Annotated in this window: 14 protein-coding genes; 9 read left to right on the forward strand and 5 right to left on the reverse strand. The window is 72.7% G+C overall.

From position 1 onward, the window contains the following. Positions 1–528: 528 nt before the first annotated feature. From ACFY3L_RS09440 to ACFY3L_RS09465, 6 genes are all read left to right on the forward strand, one after another. Complete coding sequence (locus tag ACFY3L_RS09440) at positions 529–2,112, forward strand: hypothetical protein (protein WP_389320656.1); 1,584 nt, start codon at positions 529–531, stop codon at positions 2,110–2,112. A 31-nt stretch (positions 2,113–2,143) separates the two neighbouring features. After that, positions 2,144–3,394 carry an ABC transporter substrate-binding protein gene (locus tag ACFY3L_RS09445; RefSeq protein ID WP_389320659.1) on the forward strand — a complete coding sequence of 417 codons (1,251 nt, stop codon included), beginning with the start codon at positions 2,144–2,146 and terminating at the stop codon, positions 3,392–3,394. Positions 3,395–3,499: 105 nt separating this feature from the next. Continuing rightward, positions 3,500–5,452 carry a 1-deoxy-D-xylulose-5-phosphate synthase gene (gene dxs, locus ACFY3L_RS09450; RefSeq protein WP_389320661.1) on the forward strand — a complete coding sequence of 651 codons (1,953 nt, stop codon included), beginning with the start codon at positions 3,500–3,502 and terminating at the stop codon, positions 5,450–5,452. A gap of 296 nt (positions 5,453–5,748) precedes the next feature. After that, on the forward strand, positions 5,749–7,161 hold the full coding sequence (locus ACFY3L_RS09455) for a PQQ-binding-like beta-propeller repeat protein (protein ID WP_389320664.1): 1,413 nt from the start codon (positions 5,749–5,751) through the stop codon (positions 7,159–7,161). Positions 7,162–7,192: 31 nt separating this feature from the next. Then, positions 7,193–8,566 (forward strand): PQQ-binding-like beta-propeller repeat protein, encoded by a 1,374-nt coding sequence (locus ACFY3L_RS09460; protein ID WP_389320666.1) that lies wholly within the window; start codon positions 7,193–7,195, stop codon positions 8,564–8,566. A gap of 100 nt (positions 8,567–8,666) precedes the next feature. Further along, positions 8,667–9,923, forward strand: coding sequence for a hypothetical protein (locus ACFY3L_RS09465; protein WP_389320669.1), 1,257 nt, complete (start codon positions 8,667–8,669; stop codon positions 9,921–9,923). Positions 9,924–10,008: 85 nt separating this feature from the next. On the opposite strand, the gene ACFY3L_RS09470 is transcribed toward ACFY3L_RS09465, so the two are convergent. Further along, entirely contained in the window at positions 10,009–11,376 is a 1,368-nt protein-coding gene (locus ACFY3L_RS09470) for a PQQ-binding-like beta-propeller repeat protein (RefSeq protein ID WP_389320671.1), read from the reverse strand. A 263-nt stretch (positions 11,377–11,639) separates the two neighbouring features. Here ACFY3L_RS09470 and ACFY3L_RS09475 point away from each other — a divergent pair, with 263 nt between their 5' ends. From ACFY3L_RS09475 to ACFY3L_RS09485, 3 genes are all read left to right on the forward strand, one after another. Beyond that, positions 11,640–12,305 (forward strand): response regulator transcription factor, encoded by a 666-nt coding sequence (locus ACFY3L_RS09475; RefSeq protein ID WP_389320674.1) that lies wholly within the window; start codon positions 11,640–11,642, stop codon positions 12,303–12,305. Continuing rightward, positions 12,302–13,504 (forward strand): sensor histidine kinase, encoded by a 1,203-nt coding sequence (locus tag ACFY3L_RS09480; protein ID WP_389320677.1) that lies wholly within the window; start codon positions 12,302–12,304, stop codon positions 13,502–13,504. Before ACFY3L_RS09475 ends, ACFY3L_RS09480 begins: the two co-directional genes overlap by 4 nt. Before the next feature lie 73 nt (positions 13,505–13,577). Beyond that, positions 13,578–15,335 carry a diguanylate cyclase domain-containing protein gene (locus ACFY3L_RS09485; RefSeq protein WP_389320679.1) on the forward strand — a complete coding sequence of 586 codons (1,758 nt, stop codon included), beginning with the start codon at positions 13,578–13,580 and terminating at the stop codon, positions 15,333–15,335. A 1,127-nt stretch (positions 15,336–16,462) separates the two neighbouring features. Here the strand turns inward: ACFY3L_RS09485 and ACFY3L_RS09490 are convergent. The 4 genes from ACFY3L_RS09490 to ACFY3L_RS09505 all read right to left on the reverse strand — a co-directional run bounded on the left by ACFY3L_RS09490 (position 16,463) and on the right by ACFY3L_RS09505 (position 22,326). Then, entirely contained in the window at positions 16,463–17,557 is a 1,095-nt protein-coding gene (locus ACFY3L_RS09490) for a peptidoglycan DD-metalloendopeptidase family protein (protein ID WP_389320681.1), read from the reverse strand. A gap of 123 nt (positions 17,558–17,680) precedes the next feature. Further along, entirely contained in the window at positions 17,681–19,750 is a 2,070-nt protein-coding gene (locus ACFY3L_RS09495; RefSeq protein WP_389320684.1) for a 3-hydroxyacyl-CoA dehydrogenase NAD-binding domain-containing protein, read from the reverse strand. After that, positions 19,747–20,940, reverse strand: a complete 1,194-nt coding sequence (locus ACFY3L_RS09500) for a thiolase family protein (RefSeq protein ID WP_389320686.1) — start codon at positions 20,938–20,940, stop codon at positions 19,747–19,749. The genes ACFY3L_RS09495 and ACFY3L_RS09500 overlap by 4 nt, the downstream gene beginning before the upstream one ends. 111 nt (positions 20,941–21,051) lie before the next feature. Next, entirely contained in the window at positions 21,052–22,326 is a 1,275-nt protein-coding gene (locus ACFY3L_RS09505) for an HRDC domain-containing protein (RefSeq protein ID WP_389320689.1), read from the reverse strand. Positions 22,327–22,589 lie beyond the last annotated feature (263 nt).

Raw genomic sequence — 22,589 nt, forward strand, 5'->3', positions numbered from 1 at the left:
CAGCGGGTTCGCCGGTTGCGGTGGTCGGGCAGCGGATCGCCCGGCGGAGCGGTTGATGGGCAGCGGGTTCGCCGGTTGCGGTGGTCGGGCAGCGGGTTGCGCGGCGGAGCGGGTGGTCGGTTGGGTGGCGGGTGTGCTGGTCGGTCAGCGGGTTCGCCGGTTGCGGTGGTCGGGCAGCGGGTTGTCCGGCGGAGCGGGTGGTCGGTTGGGTGGCGGGTCTGCTGGTCGGTCAGCGGGTTCGCCGGTTGCGGTGGCCGGGCAGTGGATCGCCCGGCGGAGCGGTTGATGGGCAGCGGGTTCCCGGCGGTTCGGTCAGGCGGGAGCGGTGGGTCTTCGCTCGGAGTGGGTGGTTGATCGGCGGGTGGGTTTGCTGGTCGGGGTCGGTTGGTTGACCGCGCTGTGGGTTCGATCCCGGGGTGGTCGGCTGGTCGGGCGGTCGGATTGCCGTCTGGTGGGGCGGCGGGGTGTGCGGCGGGGCCCTATCTTCTGTGTCGTGCCGCCTGGCGCAGTCCGCGATACGGAGGAAACATGACCCAGCCCCCTGGGCCCGACGAGTCCACGGGACCGGCCCGGCCGTCCGAGCCGGTGACGCCGGCGGAGTCCGGGCAACCGGTGGATTCCGGGCAGCCGCCCACCGCCCCGTTGCCGGGGGAGGCAGGCCCGCAGGCCGAGGGTGCCGCTGCTCCTGTGCCGGCCGCGGCCGGCGGGGAGACCGAGCAGCCCGGACATCCCGGCCACCCCGGGCAGCCGCCGGCTCCGGGACAGCCCGGCCACCCCGGGCAGCCGCCGGCTCCGGGACAGCCCGGTCACCCGGGTCAGCCACAGCAGGCCGGACAGCCCGGACTGCCCGGCCACCCTGGGCAGCCGCAGTATCCAGGGCAGCCGACCTACCCAGGGCAGCCGCCGTTCGCGGGGCAGCCCGGCTACCCCGGGCAGCCGCAGTATCCGGGGCAGCCGACCTACCCGGGGCAGGCGCCGTACCCGGGGCAGGCCGGCGCTTACGGGCAGCCGCAGTATCCGTCCGGTGGGTACGACCAGTCGCAGGGGTACGGGGGCGTGTACGACCCGTCGCAGGCGTACGCGGTCTATCAGATGACGCCCGTCAGTGGGTTGTACGCGGGGCAGATCGGTGAGGGTGACCCGCTGGTCAGCCCCGACTACTCGGGCTGGTGGCGGCGCAGCATGGCGGTCCTCGGGCGGGGGTGGCAGAAGCTCGCGTTGCTGCAGCTCATCGGGCTGGCGGTGACGCTGGCGTACAGTGTGCCGCTGTCGCTGGCGAGCCTGGGCCTGACGGATGAGCTGAGCCGGACGGACCCGGTCACGGGGGCGCCGGTCGCGCCGGATTTCGGGCAGTTGTTCCCGGCGGTGGGGCTGATCGTGCTCGGCGCGTTCGTCGGGGTGTTCGTCTCGTTCGTCATCGCGATCGCGTCCAACCATGTGGTGGTGACGATCGCGGCGGGGCTGCGGCCGCGGTTCGGTGCGGCGCTGCTGCTCGCGGCGCGGCGGGTGTTTCCGCTGCTGGGGTGGCAGGTCCTGGCGGGGATGATCGTGATCGCCGGGATCTGCGCGTGCATCCTGCCGGCGATCTATCTCTCCGCGGTGTTCACGCTGTTGCCGGCGGTGGTGACGTTCGAGCGGGGCACGTCGGCGATCTCCCGCTGCTTCAAGCTGTTCCACCAGGATCTCGGCGCCTCGATCGGCCGGATCGCCACGACGATCGGGCTCGGTGTCGCCGTCGGGTTCGTCGCGTCCATCGTCAGTGCCCTCGTCCAGGGTGGGACCGCCGGGGCGTCCTCGCTGTCGCTGCAGCCGATGGAGGTGACCGGGGCCGACGGGACGATCGTGCTCGGGGTCGTGCTCGCCGCCATCGTGTCGGAGGTGATCGCCCGGGCGGGTGCGGTGGTGACGGCGCCGATGTCGTTGGCGACGTACGCGGACATGCGGGCCAGGCTCGACGGGCTGAGCACGGCGACATTGGCGAACGAGATCGGCCTGGCACCCGAGCCCGGCCACCCGTACCAGGGCCAGCAGCCGGAGCAGCCGCCGGTGTCCGTACAGGAGCAACAGCCCGGACAGGGGTCGGACCAGGACTGGATGCCGCCGAACCGCTGACGAGGGCGCAAACGGCGAAGATACTGCAAAAGTGGGATTTAGCCGGAGGACGCTGCTCGTCGCGGGCGGGCTGAGCGTCCTCGGGCTGCCCGGCTGCGCGATCGGCGGGGACGAGGCCGGCGGCGACGGGTCGGGCAGGGTCGAGGTGTTCTCGTGGTGGGCGGGGCCCGGTGAGAAGGAGGGCCTGGAGGCGCTCGTCGCCGACTTCCGCCGGGTCAACCCCGGGATCGAGTTCGACAACGCGGCCGTCGCGGGCGGGGCGGGCACGGTCGCCCGGACCGTGCTCGCGTCCCGGCTGGAGAACGACGACCCGCCCGACTCCTACCAGGCGCACGCCGGTCTCCAGCTCGACACCGACATCGAGGCCGGCTATGTCGAGGACGTCCGCTACCTGTACGACCAGCAGCGCTGGCGCGAGCGCCTGCCGAAGGGCCTGGTCGAGGCGCTGACGTTCGACGGCAAGATCTACTCGGTGCCGGTGAACATCCACCGCGCCAACCTGCTCTGGCACAACCCGGCGGTGCTGCGGGCGCACGGCCTGACGCCGCCGATGAACTGGTCGCAGTTCCTGAGCCAGGCGGCGGTGCTGCGGGGCAAAGGCGTCCTGCCGCTGTCCATCGGCCCGGCCTGGACGCAGAAGCACCTGCTCGAGTGCGTGCTGCTCGGCGAGCTCGGCGCCGACGGGTACACCGGACTCTGGAACGGCGCGACGGACTGGAGGAGCCCGCCGGTGCAGGAGGCGCTGGCGCTGTTCGTGCGGGTCCTCGACCAGTCCGACGTGGCGACCGCCGCCGGGGACTGGCAGCCGGCGCTGGACAAGGTCGTCGCCGGCACCGCCGCCTACAACGTGATGGGGGACTGGGCCGACGCGTACCTGCGGACCAAGGGCCTCACGTTCCAGCAGGGCTACTCCGTGGTGGCGAGCCCCGGCTCGGAGAAGGTGTACGACTTCCTGTCCGACTCGTTCACGCTGCCCCGCGGGGCGCCGCACCGGCGGGCCGCCGAGCAGTGGCTGATCGAGTGCGGCTCGGTCAGCGGGCAGGACGCGTTCAACCCGCAGAAGGGGTCCGTCCCGGCGCGGCTCGACGCCGACAAGACGAAGTACACCGGATATCTCGCCGAGGCGATCGCCGAGTGGACCGACAGCTCCACCCGGGTGGTCGGGTCGCTCACGCACGGTGTCGTCGCCGGGACGAAGCGCAGCGCGGCGATCGACGTGGCCCTGGCGCAGTTCGTGCAGGACAGGGACACCGTGAGATTCGCCGCGGCGGCAATCGGCTGAAGCCGTGCCCGAACGCCGGTGAGCTGGTAACGGGCATGTGTGGAAGCTGTCAAGATTCGTCCGGCCGACGTGCGCTGATGCGCGCCCCCGTTAGAGTTGAGCCCCATGAGCACTGAAGAGACCGAGGCCTCCACCCTGCTGAGCTCCATCCGCAGTCCGGGTGACCTCCGTGACCTCTCGACGGAGCAGTTGGAGGTGCTCGCGGCGGAGATCCGCGACTTCCTCGTCGCCAAGGTCTCCCGCACCGGCGGCCACCTCGGCCCCAATCTCGGTGTGGTGGAGCTGACCCTCGCCCTGCACCGGGTCTTCGACTCACCGAAGGACCGCATCCTCTTCGACACCGGCCACCAGGCCTACGTCCACAAGATCGTGAGCGGCCGCCAGGACGGCTTCGACCTGCTCCGCCAGCGCGGAGGGCTCACCGGCTACCCGAGCCAGGCCGAGAGCGAGCACGACATCATCGAGAACTCGCACGCCTCGACCGCGCTGTCCTATGCGGACGGCCTGGCGAAGGCGTTCGCGCTGCGCGGCGAGCCGCGGCACGTCGTCGCGGTCGTCGGTGACGGCGCGCTCACCGGCGGTATGTGCTGGGAGGCGCTGAACAACATCGCCGGCGCGAAGAACCCGCTCGTCATCGTCGTCAACGACAACGGGCGCTCCTACTCCCCGACGATCGGCGGCCTTGCCGACCACCTGTCCAACCTGCGGCTCAACCCGAGCTACGAGAAGGTCCTCGACCTGGTCAAGGACTCCCTCGGCCGCACGCCGCTGGTCGGCCCGCCGCTGTATGAGGTGCTCCACGCGGTCAAGAAGGGCATCAAGGACGCGGTCGCGCCGCAGGCGATGTTCGAGGACCTCGGCATCAAGTACGTCGGGCCCGTCGACGGCCACGACCAGGTCGCGGTCGAGTCGGCGCTGCGCAAGGCGAAGTCGTTCGGCGGGCCCGTGATCGTGCACGCCGTGACCCGCAAGGGCTTCGGCTACCGGCCCGCCGAGGAGGACGAGGCCGACTGCCTGCACGGCCCCGGCAGCGCCTTCGACATCGAGACCGGCAAGCTGCTCGCCCCGGCCGCGGTGAAGTGGACCGGCGTGTTCGCCGACGAGCTCGTCGCGATCGCCGACGAGCGCGCCGACATCGTCGGCATCACCGCCGCCATGGCGGAGCCGACCGGCATCGCGAAGCTCATGAAGAAGTACCCGGAGCGGGCGTACGACGTGGGCATCGCCGAGCAGCACGCGGCGACGTCGGCGGCCGGGCTCGCGATCGGCGGCCTGCACCCGGTGGTCGCGGTCTACGCGACGTTCCTCAACCGGGCGTTCGACCAGGTGCTGCTGGACGTGGCGATGCACAAGCTGCCCGTGACGTTCGTGCTCGACCGGGCCGGCATCACCGGCCCCGACGGCCCGTCGCACTACGGCATCTGGGACATGGCGGTCTTCGGCGTGGTCCCCGGCCTGCGGCTGGCCGCGCCCCGCGACGCGCAGACCGTCCGCCAGGAGCTGCGCGAGGCCGTGAGCATCGAGGACGGCCCGACGATCGTGCGCTTCCCGACCGGCGCGGTCCCCGCGGACCTGCCCGCGCTGCGGCGCGTCGGCGGCGTCGACGGCTTCGGCGGGGTCGACGTGCTCAGCGAGCACGAGCGCAAGGACGTGCTGCTGGTCAGCGTCGGCGCGTTCGCGCACCTGGCGGTCGACGCGGCCGCCCGCCTCGCCGAGCAGGGCTATGGCGTCACCGTCGTCGACCCGCGGTGGGTCCGGCCGGTGCCGGTCGAGATCGTCGCCCTGGCCCGTGAGCACCGCCTGGTCGTCACGATCGAGGACGGCGTCCGCACCGGCGGCGTCGGCGACGCGATCGCCAAGTCGCTGCGCGACGCCGACGTGTGGGTCCCGCTGCGCGACCTCGGCGTCCCGCAGGCCTGGCACCCGCACGGCACGCGCACCGAGATCCTGTCGGAGCTGGGCCTGACCGCGCAGGACGTGTCCCGCCAGGTCACCGAGTGGGTCAGCCGTCTCGACGAGACCGAGCAGCCGGCGATCCCGGCCCGCGCCCGCCGCTGACCCCAGCGCCATCGGAGACGGCGGATCCTGCTCTGGATCCGCCGTTTCGCCTGTGTACGACCTGCGCCCGCACCCGACGACCGGCGAAGCGCCGGGCGCGACGGAACGCCGCCACAGCGAAAGCCCCCGGGTCGGTGGGCAAGCGGAACGCGGCAGCGGCTACGCCGCAACGACCTGCCCGGCCCAGGACCCCGGCCGGTACCACTCCGGCCGACCCACCGCCGCGATGCGGTGGGGCGGAAGCACCACCTGGACGGGGCACGCAACCGGGCGGCCGGCGTGGGACTCTGAGTCACATGGCCGAGACAGTGATCGAACTCGACCTCAGCAGCCCGTGGGAGCCGCCGGAGGTGCCCACGCCGCGGCGGCGGCTGAGGACCCGGTGGGTGGCGGTCGGCGCGGTGCTCGCCGCGGCGCTCGGCTCGCTCGCCGCCGCCGGACCGGCACCGCGCGTCAGCCCGCTCTACCGGATCCAGGACCAGGTGCGCGGCGTCACCGTCTTCGGTGACCTCCTGTTCGTCGACCGGTTCCAGCGGTCCGTCTCCGACCCGCGGATCGAGGCCCACCGCCGCTCGGACGGCGCGCAGCTCTGGGACTTCCCGATCACCCCGCAGCAGCAGCCGGCGGCCGTCAGCGCCGGCGCGCTGGTCCTGACGCGGTTCTCCGACGAGGAGGCCGTGTTCAACAGCACCCTGACCGTCATCGACTCGGCCACCGGCCGGCAGCTGTGGACACGGCAGAACACCGCGCTCGTCGGTACCCGCGACAACCTCGTCGTCGTGGAGCAGTTGTCCATCGAGCAGCGGAAGATCGTCGTGTACACGCCGGAGGCCGCGCCTGACCCGTCCGTCAACCACGCCGGCGAACGGTCGCCGCGGCACCTGCTCGTGCTCGACGAGCGCACCGGGGCGCCGGTCTGGGAGCTCGTCGCGCCGGCCGGCGCCCTGCTCGACTACAGCTGGGACGGCCGGTACCCCACCGGGCGGGTCACCGGCGTCGACCAGCTCGACCCGTCGGGGCTGGTCACCCACCGGGACATCCGCACCGGCGCCGTGCTGACGACCGTGCAGCTGGCCTGGTCGGGGGTGCCGGCGATGTACAGCTCCGGGGCCGGCTGGCAGTTCGTGCCCGCCGCGATCCCGCACCGTGCCACCGTCTACCCGGACGGCGAGCGTGGCGGGATCGTGTTCGACCTCGCCGACGGGCGGGCGCTGTTCCGCACGGACGTCTCGATCTACGACGGGCTGTACCCGTGCACCGCCAGCCTGTTCTGCGCCTCCACCGAGCACGGCCTCGTCGCCTACGACAGCACCACCGGCGCGCCCAGGTGGCGGCTCGACCGCTACCGGGACGTCATCGGCGGCGCGGGCGACCGGCTCGTCGTCAGCGTGTTCGAGCAGGTCCCCTCGGACCAGACGCCGCTCGGCGTCGTCGACGCGCGGACCGGCGCGGTCGTCGCCGACCTCACCGGCTGGCGGCTGATCCGCGAGGCGAGTTCGCAGCGGCTGCTGGTGTGGCGGCCCATCGACCCGCGCAACGCGCTGCTCGGTCAGCTCGACCCGGCGACCGGTCACGTCACCGTCTTCGGCCGGGCCGGGAACTGGTACGGGACGCCCGAGTGCAGCGCGGACGGCGACACCCTCGCCTGCGTCATGGTGGGTGAGCTGACCGTCTGGCGGCTGCCACCGCGCCCCGGCACCGATGGGTGACCCTGGAAGGGGGTCATGGCACCCTGAGGCTGTGCCGGAGACCGTGATCGAGCTCGACGTCAGCGTCCCGTGGCAGCCGCCGGAGCCGCCCGCGCTCCGGCGCGGCCCGCAGGGCCGGTGGATCGCCGTCGCCGTGGTCCTCGCCGTGACCCTCGGCCTGCTCGTCTCGGCCGGCCCGCGGTCGGGGGCGGGCCTGCTGTACACGATCGACCAGCAGATCCTCCGGGCGCAGGCCGCCGGCGGGAAGCTGCTCCTCGCCCGGTACCAGGGAACCGATCCCGGACCGATGATCGAGGCGCACAGTCTCACCGGCGGCGAGCTGCTGTGGCAGCGCCCGGCCGAGGTCCAGCAGCAGCTGGTGACCGCGGGCGACGACGTGGTCCTGCTGGTGAGCGAGGACCGGACCGGCGACGGCGGCTCCAACACCTTCGTCGTGCTCGACGCGGCCACCGGCCGGGACCTGTGGACGCGCTCGCACGTCACGTTCACCGGCACGACCGGCGACGTGGTCGTCCTCGAGGAGGTGCCAACCGAGCGGCGCGTCGAGATCGTGTGGCCGGCCTCCGACGCGGACGTCAACCGCGCCTTCGCGCAGCCGGAGCGGCGGTTCCTGGGGCTGTCCGCGCGGACCGGGGCGCAGGTCTGGGCCGTCACCGTCCCGCAGGGGTCCGACATGAACGTCATCTACGCCGACATGTACCGGTCGCGGCTCGACCGGCTCGACGTGCTCAGCCGGGCCGGGCAGCTGACGAGGTGGGACACCCGGACCGGCCGGGTGCGCGCGACCCATCAGCTCGCCTGGTCGGGCGTCTCGGCCATGTTCGACGCCGGCTGGCACGACGACACGGGCCGCGCCGCCGACCGGGTCGTCGTCCACCCCGACGGTTCGCCGGGTGCGCAGGTGTACGAGCTGCCGACCGGCCGGCTGCTGTTCCGCTGGCCCGGTGCGCAAGGCAGCGGCCTCTTCCGCTGCGCGACCGACCTCTTCTGCGCGGGCGACGGCGACGGCATGGACGCCTACGACAGCACCACCGGCCGGCACCGCTGGCACCTCGACGAGCAGACCCAGGTGCTCGGCATGGCCGGCCCGCGCCTGATCACCGGCTCGCGCCACGACCCGTCGGATCCCGGGCCCGTCGCGATCGTCGACAGCCGCACCGGCACCGTCGTCAAGCAGCTGCCCGGCTGGCACGTGCTCACCGGCGGCCGGCGGCCGCTGCTGTGGCGGTCCGTGGACATGCGCACCGCACTGCTCGGCGAGCTCGACCCGGCGACCGGCGTGGTCGCCGTCTTCGCCCGCGCCGAGAACTGGTTCGGCAACCCGGAGTGCTCCGTCGACGGCGACGCCCTCGCCTGCGTCGTGGTCGGCGGCGTGTCCGTGTGGCGCCTCCCGTCCCGGCACTGACCGCCGACCTTGCCCCCGTACGCGAGGGCGGCGCGGTGCATCGTTGGCCGTGTGGCGGCTGCCGGGCCGGTGGCGCCCGGCGCACAATGGAGCCGTGCCGGTGAGCACGGTCACCATCGATCTGGGTGTCATCGACGACGGTTGGGAGCACGTCGCCGACGACACCGCCGGGCTGCCCCGCGGCTGGGGGCTGGCCGCCGTTCTGGCGATGCTGCTCTCCCTGGTGTCCGCGGCGCCGCCGCCGGGGCGCCCGCACGAGGTGACCCGCCAGCCGCTACGCAACGGCGACTACCACGTCGCCAGCGGGGCGCTGTTCGTGTTCGACAGCGACCGCACCCCGACGCCGGTGGAGGCCTACGACGCCACCGACGGCACGCTGCGGTGGATGTTCACCCCGGAAGGGCTGGCCCAGCTCTCGTACGTCGACATCCGCGGCGAACTGGCGGTCCTATCCCCGGACCTGTGCCGCTCCGGCATCACCGGCGTCACCGTCGCGGTGAACCGGGCGACCGGGCGGGAGCGGTGGCGGGCCGTCGGCGTGCCCGTGCGGACCCCACCCGGCGGCACCGGCACCGTCGTCATGCGCAGTCTCTGGTCCGACGGCTGCCGCGCCCTCGCCGACAACACCCCGACCGCGGGCGTGCTGCGCTGGCAGCTCGTCGACCCCGCGGGCCTCGTACAGTGGGACACCGCCGTCGATCCCGGCACCCGCGTGGCCGTCGACGCGGCCGTGACCGGTGCCAGCTGGGCGGCGCTGCTGGACGGCGCCGGCGGGCTCAGCACGGTCGACCTCGGCACCGGCGCGCGCACCGCCCCGGTCGGTGGCATCGCCGGACCCGCCGACGACCTCGTCGCCGTCGTCGGTGACCTGCTGCTCGTCGCCCGGTCGGACGTGCCGGCCGGCAGCACCCGGATCACCGCGTACAGTCGCGGCCTCGTCGAACGCTGGAAGGCCCAGGTGCCGACCGGCATCGGCAGCCCGCTCACGATCCTGCCGTGCGACGCGGCGCTGTGCGTCAGCGGCGAACGCACCGCCGCCGTCGACCCGTCCGACGGCGCGCTGCTGTGGATCGTGCCGAGGGCGCTGTCATCCGTCACACCCGGCGGGGCGCAGGCCATGGCCGCCGACACCGGCATCACCGTCCCGCCCGGCTGGCGCTTCCTCGCCGCCGCCGGCCCCCGCGTCCTGATCGGCCTGCAGACCGACCACGACACGCTGCTCGCCTGGTCCGACCGCGGCCCGGTGCCGGCCCCGTCGGCCGCGGTCCCCGGCGTCCTCGTCTCGTGCGAGATCGACGGGGAGCTCGTCGCCTGCGCCACCGACAGTGACGAGGTCGTCCTGCTCCGCCTGCCGTGACCGCATCTGGCCACGCGCGACCGGGGGAGCGCTGCAGGCATCCTGCCGGTCTATCCTGCTGCGCGCGCTGTGGTCCTCCGGAGGCTCACAGCCGCCACAGGCGGAGGCTGTCGCCGCCGGCCAGGCACGACAGACGGTGGCCGCGCAGCGCGCACCTGGAGGGGATCGGGCTCACCTGGCCGATGATCTCGACCTCCCCGGTGCGCAGGTTCACCCGCCCGATCTGTGAGCCGTTGCCGTCGGGCTTCTGGACCAGCGCCCACGTGGCGCCGGCGGTCGCGGCGGTCCCGGCGGCGTCGTCGTTGCCGTCGGTGGCCGTCGGGATCAGGCCCCAGCCGGTCAGCTCGCTGCGGTCCGTGCCGGTCTCCCAGTCGACGATGCGGATCCGCATGAAGTCCTCGCGGTCCCGGGCGACCAGGACACCGGAGCCGACCGCGTCCATCTGGATCTGCCGGCGCCAGCGCTGCACACCGGTCCGCGGGTCGATGACGGCGATGTCGCGCCAGTTCGGCACGCACACCATCGGGCCGCACGCGACGACGACCGGGCCGTAGGCGAGCTCGGCGATCGGCACGGGCTCCGCCGACTGGAAGAGCAGCCGCCACCGGAACTGCAGCGGCGTGTGCCCGTAGCTGGTGATCATCGCCCCGTCGAGGCCGACGGCGACGACGACGAGCATGTCGCCGACGATGCGGACGCTCTGCGGCGGGCCGTCGGCGAGCTCGGGCACCTCCGCGCCGCTGAGCACCGCGCCGGTCGCGGCGGCCCGGATCTCGGTGTGCCCTGTCGGGTACCAGATCGCGAACCAGTCGTTGCCGGGGACGTCGGGGGAGACCAGCCGGCCGCCGGCCGGCATCTGGAACTGCCACCGCACGATCCCGGTCTCCGCGTCGATCGCCGCCAGGTGCACCGGCGTCTGCGGGGTGTTGCGCTGCGGCACCGCCGGCGGGCACGTCCCGGCGCGCTCGTCGACGAGCAGCAGCCCGGGCTTCTCGTCGAGGCGCAGCACCGCGACCGGTGCGCCCGCCGCGAACCACTGCTGGCGGCCGTCGGCCGGGTCGAGCCGTTCCAGGCTCCAGCCGATGGCGTCGGTGCACGGGCGGTGGCGGATGTAGGCGCGGTCCGCGGCGAGGTAGACCTGGCCGGAGTTCGGCAGGATCCTGCGGCTCCAGCGCTCCTCGCCCGTGCCCCAGTCGTACGCGGTGACGGCCGGGTCCTCTCCCAGCGCGTACAGCATGCCGCGGTCGGCGACGAATCCGATGGTGTGCTCGGCCAGGACGCCGAGATCCTCCACGGAGGTGCCGGCGCCGGAGCCGCCGGTGAACGTCGCGAGCAGCGCCAGCACCATCACGAACGGCCACTGCCGCCGGCCGGGCACCGCCGGTGGCGGCCCGGCGTCCAGCTGATCGTCCTGGTCGTTGACCACACCGAGATCGATCAGCGGCTCTTCCACATCTTCAGGGTGCCCGGCGCGGGCCATGGTCGCCAATGGTGCGGTATACGTTGGCTCGACTACTGCTTCGACTACGGGTTCGACTATTGGTTCGACTATTGGTTCGCCGCTCGAGCCGCTTCGCTGGCGGCTGCCGCCGCCTTCGGCGGCGGCGTGAGCCGTGCTGTACTACTGGTTCGCCGCCCGAGTCGCTTCGCTGGCGGCTCACGCGGACTTCACAGCCGGTGCCTGACACTGGCCCGACCGGGTGGGGGTGATGTGGCGTGCGCGTGCTGGTGGTCGAGGACGAGCGGCACCTCGCCGACGCGATCGTGCGGGGGCTGCGACGACAGGGCATGGCGGTCGACGTGTCGTACGACGGCACCCAGGGCCACGAGATGGCCATGGTCACCCGCTATGACGTGGTCGTGCTGGACCGCGACCTGCCCGGCATCCACGGCGACGACATCTGTGCCGACCTGGTCGCGTCCGGGGCGCTGACCCGGGTCCTGATGCTGACCGCGAGCGGCAGCGTCGCCGACCGGGTCGAAGGGCTGCAGATCGGTGCCGACGACTACCTGCCGAAGCCGTTCGCGTTCGACGAGCTGGTCGCGCGGGTCCAGGCGCTGGGCCGCCGGGCGACCCCCGCCGCGCCGCCCGTGCTGACCATCGCCGACCTCGTGCTCGACCAGGCCAAGCGGGTCGCGACCCGGGGCGGGCAGCCGCTCGACCTGACCCGCAAGGAGTTCGGGCTGCTGGAGGAGCTGCTGAAGGCCCGCGGCGCCGTCGTGTCCAGCGAGGAGCTGCTCGAGCGGGTCTGGGACGCCAACGCCGACCCGTTCACCACGACCGTGCGGGTCACGATGATGACCCTGCGCAAGAAGCTCGGCGACCCCGCGCTCATCGAGACCGTCGTCGGCGCCGGATACAGGACCAGGCCGCCCGAATGACGATCTACGACGCCCGCCGCGCAGCCCTGTTCCGCCCGACGCTGCGGCTGCGGCTCACCCTGCTCAACGGCATCCTGCTCGTCGGTGCCGGGCTCGTGCTGGTGGTGCTGGCCTACATCCTCGTCGACAGCGCGATCCGGCCCGCCGACGAGCTGCGGCCCGGCACCCGGATCGTCCTGCAGGACGGCAGCGAGGTCGACGCCCGGCAGTGGCAGACGGAGCTCGCCGACGCCGCCGAATGGGAGCTCGTGACCCGCGGCAGCCTCGCGCTGCTGCTCATCGGCGCGGTCGGGGTCGCCGGCGCGTACGTCGTCGCCGGCCGGGCGCTGCGCCCCCTCCAGAAGGTCACCACCACCGCGCAGCGGCTCACCGGTGAGACCCTTGACGCCAGGATCAACTACGACGGCGCCGACGACGAGGTGTCGGAGCTGGCGAAGACGTTCGACGCGATGCTCGACCGGATCAGCGAGGCGTTCGACACCCAGAAGCGTTTCGTCGCCAACGCGTCCCACGAACTGCGGACCCCCCTCGCCGTCATGCGGACCGAGGTCGACGTCACCCTCGACGACCCCGAGGCCGACGTCGAGGAGTTCCGCCGCATGTCCAACGTCGTGCGCGACGCGTCCACGCGGGCCAACGCGCTCGTCGAGTCGCTGCTGCTGCTGGCGCGCACCGAGGCGCAGGCCGGCCGGCGGCTCGGGCGGAAGGTCCCCACCGACCTGGCCACCGGCGTCACCGTCGCCATGTCCGCGATGGGCAAGGAGATCACCCGGCTGACCCTCGACGTGACCACCGACCTGGCGCCGGCGAGGGTCGTCGGCGACCCGGGGCTGCTCGAACGGCTCGCCGGCAACCTCGTCGAGAACGCCGTCCGGTACAACCACCTCGGCGGCCGCATCTGGGTCCGCACCGGCACGGACGAGACCCTGGCCTGGCTCGTCGTCGGCAACACCGGCTTCGAGGTCGCCCCGGCCGACGTGCCCGTGCTCTTCGAGCCCTTCCGGCGCGGCGGGCGGGAGCGCACCGGCGCCCGCGGCTCGGGGCTGGGCCTGTCGATCGTCCGCGCGGTCTGCGAGGCGCACGGGGGAGGGGTCAGCGCCGTGGCCCTGGACGGCGGCGGCCTCGAGGTGACTGTCAGCCTCCCTGCGGCGGCGGTCACGCCGGTACTGACGGGCACGGCGCCGGTCAAGCCGATGTGATCGCGAGCACAGTTTCTCAGTTCCGCCCTTCGCCGCCGATGAGACCTCCACAGGACACGTCGGAGGAAACCGGATGCGGCTGCGCAGTTGGCTGGTAGTGGGCATCAGCGCCGCCCTGCTGCTGGCGATCGGCGCCGTCGGCGTCTCGGTCAACCGCTCCGCGCTGCGGGCCGCGGAGACCGTGCACCGCGCCGACACCCTCGCCCTCGCCACCAACAACGGCGGCCTGGTCGAGCAGCTGCTCCTGCTGTCGGCGAAGGAGCTCAACGACTTCGTCACGAGCCATCCGCTGTCGCTGACCCCCGGCGACGCGGGCGATCGGGCCGCCCTCGTCGACTACGCGAAGAAGTCGACGTTCTTCTCGTACGGCGTCGTCCTCACCGACCTCACCGGCAACCCGGTCAACGCCACGAAGCCCGCGAACATGTTCCCGGACCAGGCCGCGGTCGGCTGGAAACCGCTGATGTCCGGCCTGGCGCTGGGCAAGCCCGGCTTCTCCTCCCTCATGACGGTCAAGGACACCCTCGTGCAGGCGGTCGCCGTGCCCATCGTCGTCGGCAGCGACCCCGTCGCGCTCATCTACGGCTTCGTCCCGGTCCTGAAGGGGCAGCTCCAGGTGTACCTGGAGAAGCTCAGCGACCCGTCGCACCTCTCCCTCGTCGTGGACGCCAGCGGCACCGTCGGCGCCTCCAGCGACCCTCTGATGGTCGGCACCATGGCCGACTCGGAGATCATCAAGAAGATCGGCTCCGCGGAGTCGGTGTTCGTCACGTACCGCTCCGGCGGCAGGTCCATGATCGCCGCCGTCCACGGCGGGCTGCCAGGCGGCTGGGCGTACGTGCGGACCCAGTCCACCGCCACCTTCGACGGCCCGGTCCGCAACCGCAGCCTCACCATCAACCTGGCGCTGCTCACCATGCTCCTCGTCGGCGTCGCCGGGCTCGCCGTCCTCGGGTACCGCTCGCAGCTCGTCCGCCGCCGCGCCGAGGAGCGCTTCGCCGCGCTCGTCGAGCACGCCCCGGACGTCGTCACCGTCCTGGACGATGACGGGTGCGTCGTGTACTCCAGCCCCAGCGGCAAACGGATCCTCGGCTTCGTCGCCGTCGGCTCATCCGTCTTCGACCTGCTGCACCCCGACGACCGCCAGCACGTCCGGGAACGCTTCGCCGCGCTGCTGGGCGAGAAGGGCGGCCTGGAGCGCATGCAGGTCCGCGTCTCCCAGGCGGACGGCAACCACCGCTGGTTCGACTTCACCGCCTCCAACCAGCTGCACAACGCCGCCCTCAACGGCATCGTCATCAACGCCCGCGACATCACCGACAGCCGCGAGATGCAGGACCGCCTCGCCCACGACGCCCACCACGACCCCCTCACGGGCCTGCCCAACCGCCGCCGCCTGCAGGAGCGCCTCACCGCCTCCCTGCAGCACACCCCCGTCGGCGTGCTCTTCGTCGACCTGGACGGCTTCAAGCCCGTCAACGACGAGCTCGGCCACGAGGCCGGCGACGAGCTCCTGCGCCAGGTCGGCGAGCGCCTCTCCCTCTGTCTGCGCCCCACGGATGTGCTGGCCCGCGTCGGCGGCGACGAGTTCGTCCTGCTCCTGCCCGGCTTGGTCACCCCCGACGACGCCGCCGCCCTCTCGGCCAGGCTGCGCGCGTCCCTGTCCGACCCCTTCGACATCGTGGGCCACGAGGTCCGCATCGGCGCCAGCGTCGGCCTGCACCTGGCCGGCCCGGGCGAGGACCCCGACGAGGTCCTCCGCACCGCCGACCAGGCCATGTACGCCGCCAAACGCGCCCCCGACCGCCCCGGCCGCCACCGCGCGCTGTAGCGCTGTAGTGCCCCCCACCGCTGCCGCGGCGGGGCCCGGCGGGGATTCTCACGCTGTGCTTCCGCCCCACCGCTGCGCGGCGGGTCCCGGCGGGGATTCTCACCCGCACCCCAATGCGCCGCTGCGCGGCGCACTGCCCGCGTTGAGGCGCGAGGCAGGGCCAGCGGCGCTTGCGCGCCGCATCGGGTGGTCGCCCTCCGCGAGTTGCCGGCGTGATCCAAGGACGGATCTGGCTGTCCGGGCGGCCACTGCCGTCCTTCGATCACTTGGGCGAGTCCGGTTCTTTGCATTGGGTGGTTGGCCGTTGCGGGTGGCCGGCGTGATCCAAGGATCGGTCTGGTCGTGTGGGCGGCCGCCGCTGTCCTTGGATCACTTGGGCGAGATTCTTCGCGTCTGCGCGCTTGGGTCTGCGGTTCGGCGGCGGGCGGCCACCGGGAGTCGTCTGCGTGATCCAAGGATGGGTCTGGCTGTCCGGGCGGCCACTGCCGTCCTTCGATCACTTGGGCGAGTCCGGTTCTTTGCATTGGGTGGTTGGTCGTTGCGGGTGGCCGGCGTGATCCAAGGATGAATCTGGTCGTGTGGGCGGCCGCCGCTGTCCTTGGATCACTTGGGCAAGGTCTTTCGCGTCTGCGCGCTTGGGTTCGCGGTTCGGCGGGCGGCCACCGGGAGGTCGTCGGCGTGATCCAAGGATGAATCTGGTCGTGCGGGCGGCCGCGACTGTCCTTGGATCACTTGGGGGAGATTCTTCGCGTCTGCGCGCTTGGGTCTGCGGTTCGGCGGCGGGCGGCCACAAAGATGCGGCGCGCACGTGCGGCTGTGCGCAGTCTGCGGCGCATTGGGGGGCCGGTGAGCATCCCGTCGAGGCCCGGCCGGCCGCGGATATGTCCGCTCCGCGAACATATCCGAAATTTCGGTTATGTCGGGGAGCGGAGCGAGTCGACATAACCGGGCGCGGGAAGTGGAGCGAGCGGACAGACCGGGCGCGGGGAGCGGAGCGAGTCGACATAACCGGGTGCGGAGTGGAGCGAGCGGACAAAACCGGCGCGGGAAGTGGAGCGGGGCGACGTAACCGGGTGCGGGGAGTGCGGCGGCGGGGTGGCCGGGCAGGCGGCAACGTGTCGGGTCAACTAGCCGATGGGGGCGCCGTGGGTGCGCATGAAGGGGAGGGGGTCGATGGCGTTCTGGGGGCCGGTCGGCGGGGCGTTGATGTGGACCTCGAAGTGCAGGTGCGGGGCGGAGGAGTTGCCGGAGCTGCCGACGTAGCCGATGACCTGGCCGGCCTTGACCTGCTCGCCGGGCTTGACGAGGGCCTTGCGGACCATGTGGCAGTACAGGGTGGCGATGCCGCCGGCGTGCTGGATCTTCACGTACCAGCCGCAGCCGCCGACCGAGGCGCTGCCGGTCTGGTCGCAGCTGTGGCCGGCCTCGATGTTGCAGATGACCTCGGTGACGGTGCCGGCAGAGGCGGCGTGGATCGGGGTCCCGGTGAAGGACATGATGTCGACGCCGATGTGGCTGGGGTTGTTGGAGGTACGGAAGCCGGGGCGGGCCCGGAAGCCGGGCAGCGGGTTGGTCCACGCGCCGGCGCCCGGGGCGGCGGGTGCGGCGACGGGCTGGTTGGCCGCGGTGCACAGGGGCGGGGTCGCGGTGCGGCGCACGTAGGCGTCGGAGACGTACGTGCCTTCCGGCAGGCGGTTCCACATCGGTGTGACGCGCTGCGTGCCCACGATGTTCTCGCCGCGCTGCTGGCAGACGAGTGTCAGCGGGGTGCCGTCGGCCAGGGCCGCGATGAGTGGCGCGCCGTGCGCTGGGCCGGTGCGGGCCTTCAGCGGGATGGTGCCGGAGGCGACGGTGCCGGTGGTCGTGTTCGCGGCGGCAGGCACGGCGGCGGGGGCGACGGGCGCCGCCGGGCCACAGGCGGGGACGGCGCCGGCGTGGCGGATCCACGCGTCGGAGACGTAGGTGCCGTCGGTGAGCCGGTCCCACAGGTCCGTGACCCGGACGCTGCCCTGGTTGATGAGCTGGCCCTTGACCTGGCAGTCGATGGCGACGGGACTGCCATGAGGCAATGTCCGCAGCTGTACGGTCCACACGGCGCTGCCGGCCCGGACGTTCAAGGGGCGTTTCGGGGAGACCACGGTCGCGGTCGAGGCCGCCTGCGCATCGACCGGATACGCCAGCGTCAGCAGGAACAGCGCGGCGACGGACATGATTTTGCGCATGGTGCACCCCCGGGGACGAGTGATCCGTGCAGCCGGGGGGACTGCGAGCGAACCCCGCCAACGCTAAGCGTCGACGGGGTCCAAATCCGATATTTACCGAAACATCTGCTCGATAGGGTGAACTTACGGCGCGTTGGCCACGCCCGGCGGCAGGAAGCGGGCGCCGGTCACCTTCTCGGAGATGCCTTCGCGGTCGAGGTACGGCGTGACCCCGCCCAGGTGCAGCGGCCAGCCCGCACCGAGGATCATGCACAGGTCGATGTCGCGCGGGTCGGCGACGACACCCTCGTCCAGCATGAGCCGGATCTCGCGGGCCAGGGCCGCCGTCGCCTCGTCGCGCAGCTCGTCCGCCGTCGACGGTGAGGAGCCGACCTCCAGCAGCGCGAGCACCTCCGGGTCGGGGTTGCCCTCGGCGTCGGTGAAGCCGCGCTTGCCGGCCTCGACGATCCGGCCCAGGTTGGCCGACACGCCGAACCGGTCCGGGAACGCCGCGTGCAGCGTCTCCGCCACGTGGTGCGCGACGGCCGGGCCGACCATGCCGAGCAGCGCCATCGGCCGCATCGGCAGGCCGAGCGGGTCGAGGGCGGCGTCGGCGACCGGGATCGGGGTGCCGTTGTCGACGGCGGCGGTGACGACCCCCAGGAAGCGGGTCAGCAGCCGGTTGACCACGAACGCCGGCCGGTCCGCCACGAGCACCGAGGACTTCTTCAGCGCCTTGCCGACGGCGAACGCGGTGGCGAGCGTCGCGTCGTCGGTCTGGTCGGCGCGGACGATCTCCAGCAGCGGCATCATCGCGACCGGGTTGAAGAAGTGCAGCCCGACGACCCGCTCGGGGTGAGCGAGCCCGGCGGCCTGCTCGCTGACGGACAGCGAGGAGGTGTTGGTCGCCAGGACGCAGTCGTCCCGGACGATCTTCTCGACCTCGGCCCAGACCTGCTTCTTGACGCCGAGGTCCTCGAAGACGGCCTCCAGCACGAGGTCGGCGTCGGCGAAGGCGGCCTTGTCCGCGGAGCCGCTCACCAACGAACGGAGTTTCGCGGCCTTGCCCGGGTCGAGGCGCTTCTTCGACACCAGCTTGTCGATCTCGGCGTGGACGTAGCCGACGCCCTTGTCGACGCGGGCCTGGTCGAGGTCGGTGAGCACGACCGGGACCTCGAGCCGGCGCACGAAGAGCAGCGCCAGCTGCGAGGCCATCAGGCCGGCGCCGACGATGCCGACCTTGTTGACGTCGCGGGCGAGGCCCTTGTCGGGCGCGCCCGCGGGCCGCTTCGCGCGGCGCTGCACGAGGTCGAACCCGTAGAGGCTGGCCCGGGACTGGTCGCCCATGAGCAGGTCGGCGAGCGCCTCGTCCTCGGCCGCGGTGCCGTCGGTGAAGGCGGCGTCCTTCGCCAGCGCCAGCAGCTCAAGGGCCTTGTTGGCGGAGTTGACGGCGCCGTGCAGCCGCTCGTCGAGCTGGTGCTTGGCGAAGAACAGCACACCGTCCCACATGTCCCGGTCGATCTCCGGGCGGGTGACGGTGACCGTACCGTCGACGACACCCTCCGCCCAGGCCATCGACCGCTCCAGGTAGTCGGCCGGCTCGAAGATCTCGTCGGCGATGCCGAGCTCGCGGGCCTGGGCCGGCTTGAGGGTCTTCTGGGTGAGCGGGTTCTGGATGATGACCTGCGCGGCCGGGGCGATGCCGATGAGGTTCGGCAGCAGCTGGGTGCCGCCCCAGCCGGGCACGAGACCGATCGCGACCTCGGGCAGGGCGAGCGCCGCGGCGCCGGAGGAGACCGTCCGGTAGTGGCAGTGCAGCGCCACCTCCAGCCCGCCGCCCATCGCCGCGCCGTTGATGAAAGCGAAGGTCGGCACCGCCGAGTCCTTGAGCTTCCGGAACACCTTGTGGCCGTAGCGGCCGAGCTCCAGGGCCTGCTCGCGCTCGGTGAGCAGCGGCATGGCGGTGATGTCGGCGCCGACGCAGAAGATGTACGGCTTGCCGGTGATCGCGATGAACTTCGGCGCGGCCGCGACGGCCTCGTCGATCGCCGCGTCGAGGCTCGCCAGGCCGCCGGGGCCGAACGAGTTGGGCTTGGTGTGGTCGAAGCCGTTGTCGAGCGTGATCAGCGCGGCGCGCTCCCGCGAGGGCAGGGTCACGAAGCGCAGCAGCGCCTTGGTCACGACCTCGTTGGGGTTGCTGATGGTCGTGCTCACTTGCCGCCCTCCCAGTTCGGGTTCTCCCAGATCACGGACGCGCCCATGCCGATGCCGACACACATGGCGGTGAGGCCGTAGCGGACCTCGGGGTGCTCGGCGAACTGCCGCGACAGCTGCGTCATGAGCCGCACGCCGGAGGACGCCAGGGGGTGCCCGACGGCGATCGCGCCGCCCCACGGGTTGACCCGCGGGTCGTCGTCGGCGATGCCGAAGTGGTCGAGGAACGCCAGGACCTGCACGGCGAAGGCCTCGTTGAGCTCGAACAGGCCGATGTCGTCGATGGTCAGGCCGGCCTGGCGCAGCGCCTTCTCGGTCGCCGGGACCGGGCCGAAGCCCATGACCTCGGGCTCGACGCCGACGAAGCCGTAGGAGACGAGCCGCATGCCGACGGGCAGGCCCAGCTCGCGGGCGACGTCCTCGGCCGCGATGATGGCGGCGGTGGCGCCGTCGTTGAGGCCTGCGGCGTTGCCGGCGGTGACCTTGCCGTGCGGGCGGAACGGGGTCTTGAGGGTGCCGAGCTTCTCGAGGCTGGTGTCGCGGGGGGCCTCGTCGACCGTGGCCAGGCCCCAGCCGGCCTCCGGGTCGCGGGTGGCGACGCTGACCAGGTCGGGCTGCAGCTTGCCGGCCTTGTAGGCGGCGGCGGTCTTGACCTGCGACGCGTAGCCGAACTTGTCGGCGCGCTCCTTGGTGATGCCGGGGAGCCGGTCGTGCAGGTTCTCCGCGGTGGCGCCCATGACGAGCGCGGAGGGGTCGACGAGCTTCTCCGCGATGATGCGCGGGTTAGGGTCGACGCCCTCGCCCATCGGGTGGCGGCCCATGTGCTCGACGCCGCCGGCGATCGCGACGTCGTAGGCGCCGAACGCGATGCCGCCGGCGACGGTGGTCACCGCGGTCAGGGCGCCGGCGCACATGCGGTCGATCGAGTAGCCGGGGACGGTCTTGGGCAGGCCCGACAGCAGAGCGGCGGTGCGGCCGATGGTCAGGCCCTGGTCGCCGATCTGCGTGGTGGCCGCGATCGCGACCTCGTCGACCCGCTCCGGCGGCAGCTGCGGGTTGCGGCGCAGCAGCTCCCGGATACAGCGGATGACGAGGTCGTCGGCGCGGGTGTTGGCATACATCCCACCGGCCTTGCCGAACGGGGTGCGCACGCCGTCGACGAAGACGACGTCGCGGACGGGACGGGGCACGGGTGTCCTCCTAGCGACGAATTACCGGCAATGTTACTCGCCAGTAAGTCCGTCGCGCCTGTGGATCCGCCCACACCCCGCCGCCCTGCTCGGAAGGCACCTCCAGCGCCCCTACTCGGAAGGCACCTCCAGTGCCGTGGTGAGGCCGGGCGTCACCAGCGCGACCTGCCACGGGCGCGCCCCGTAGCCGGCCAGCACCGCACCGACCGCCTCCTCGGTGAGCTCCTCCGGAGGTGACCAGGCGAGCCGCCGGACCGTGTCCGGGGTGATCAGGTTCTCCGGCGGCACCCGGTTGGCGGTGGCGAGGCTCGTCACCAGCTCGCGGCAGCGCGTCAGGCGGCCCGCCGCGACCGGATCCCGCTCGGCCCACCGGTGCGGCGGCGGGGGACCGTCGGACGGTGGGGTGGTGGGCAGCTCCCGGTCCGTCAGGGTCCTCGCCTCGGCCAGCGCGGCCAGCCACGTCGGCGCGAGCCGGCGCACCGACCGCCCGCCGAACCCGGCGAGGGCGAGCAGCGTCCGCTCGTCCTTCGGATCGGCCTCGGCCGCCGCGATGATGGCCGCGTCGGCGAGGACCCGGCCAGGGCTCGCGTCCCGGCGGGCGGCGATCTCGTCGCGGGCGTGCCACAGCGCGCGGACCCGGGCGAGCGCGCGGGCGCCCCGGACCCGGTGGATGCCCGACGTGCGGCGCCACGGGTCGGCCCGCACCCGCGGCGGGTCGCCGGCGGAGGCGACCAGCGCGGCGAACTCCTGTGCCGCCCACTCCGTCTTGCCCTGCTCGTGCAGCTCCTCGGCGAGCGTGTCGCGCAACTGCAGCAGCAGCTCGACGTCCAGTGCCGCATACGTCAGCCAGGAGGCCGGCAGCGGTCGCGTCGACCAGTCGGCCGCCGAGTGGTGCTTCTCCAGGGTGTACCCCAGTAGCGACTCCGTCAGGGCGGCCAGGCCGACCCGTTCGAAGCCGCACAACCGTGCCGCGAGCTCCGTGTCGAAAAGCCGGGTCGGGCGCAACCCGAGCTCCGTCAGGCACGGCAGGTCCTGACTGGCGGCGTGCAGGATCCACTCGGTGGGCGAGATCACCTCGTCGAGCTCTGGTAGCTGTCCGAAGGGCAGGGGGTCGATCAGGACGGTGCCGGCACCGGCACGGCGCAGTTGCACGAGATAGGCCCGATGCGTGTAGCGGTAGCCGGAGGCGCGCTCGGCGTCCACGGCCACCGGGCCGCTGCCCTGGGCGAATCGCTCGACGGCGCGCGCGAGCTCCGCCCGGTCGATGATCGGCTCGGGCGTCCCGTCTCGGGGGGCGGTCAGCAGGACGGGCTCGGTCTTGTCGTCCGGTTTGCCCGGACTGTCTGGCTCCTCGTCCCGACGCCGCGCGGGGGGTTCGTCGGTCACCCGGACCACGGTACGTTGCGGCACCGGCACGCCGATGCAGCCGGGTCCGGCGCGTCGGTTTCCGGTCCGCCCGCGGGCCGTTTCGGTGGCCGATTCGAGGGCCGGTTCCGTGGCCCGCGACACGGAATTCGGGACGGACAAACCCCGCCCGTGCCGGTACGGTCGCGAGCGCGGGCGGAAGTCGTACTTCTGGTTCTGTCCGTTGATTGCCTCGGAGGTCGCGGGGCTTGTGTGAGCGGTTTAGTGTGAGGCCGACTGCGAGG

It is taken from the genome of Dactylosporangium sp. NPDC000521 (assembly GCF_042898305.1).
Lineage (GTDB): Bacteria > Actinomycetota > Actinomycetes > Mycobacteriales > Micromonosporaceae > Dactylosporangium.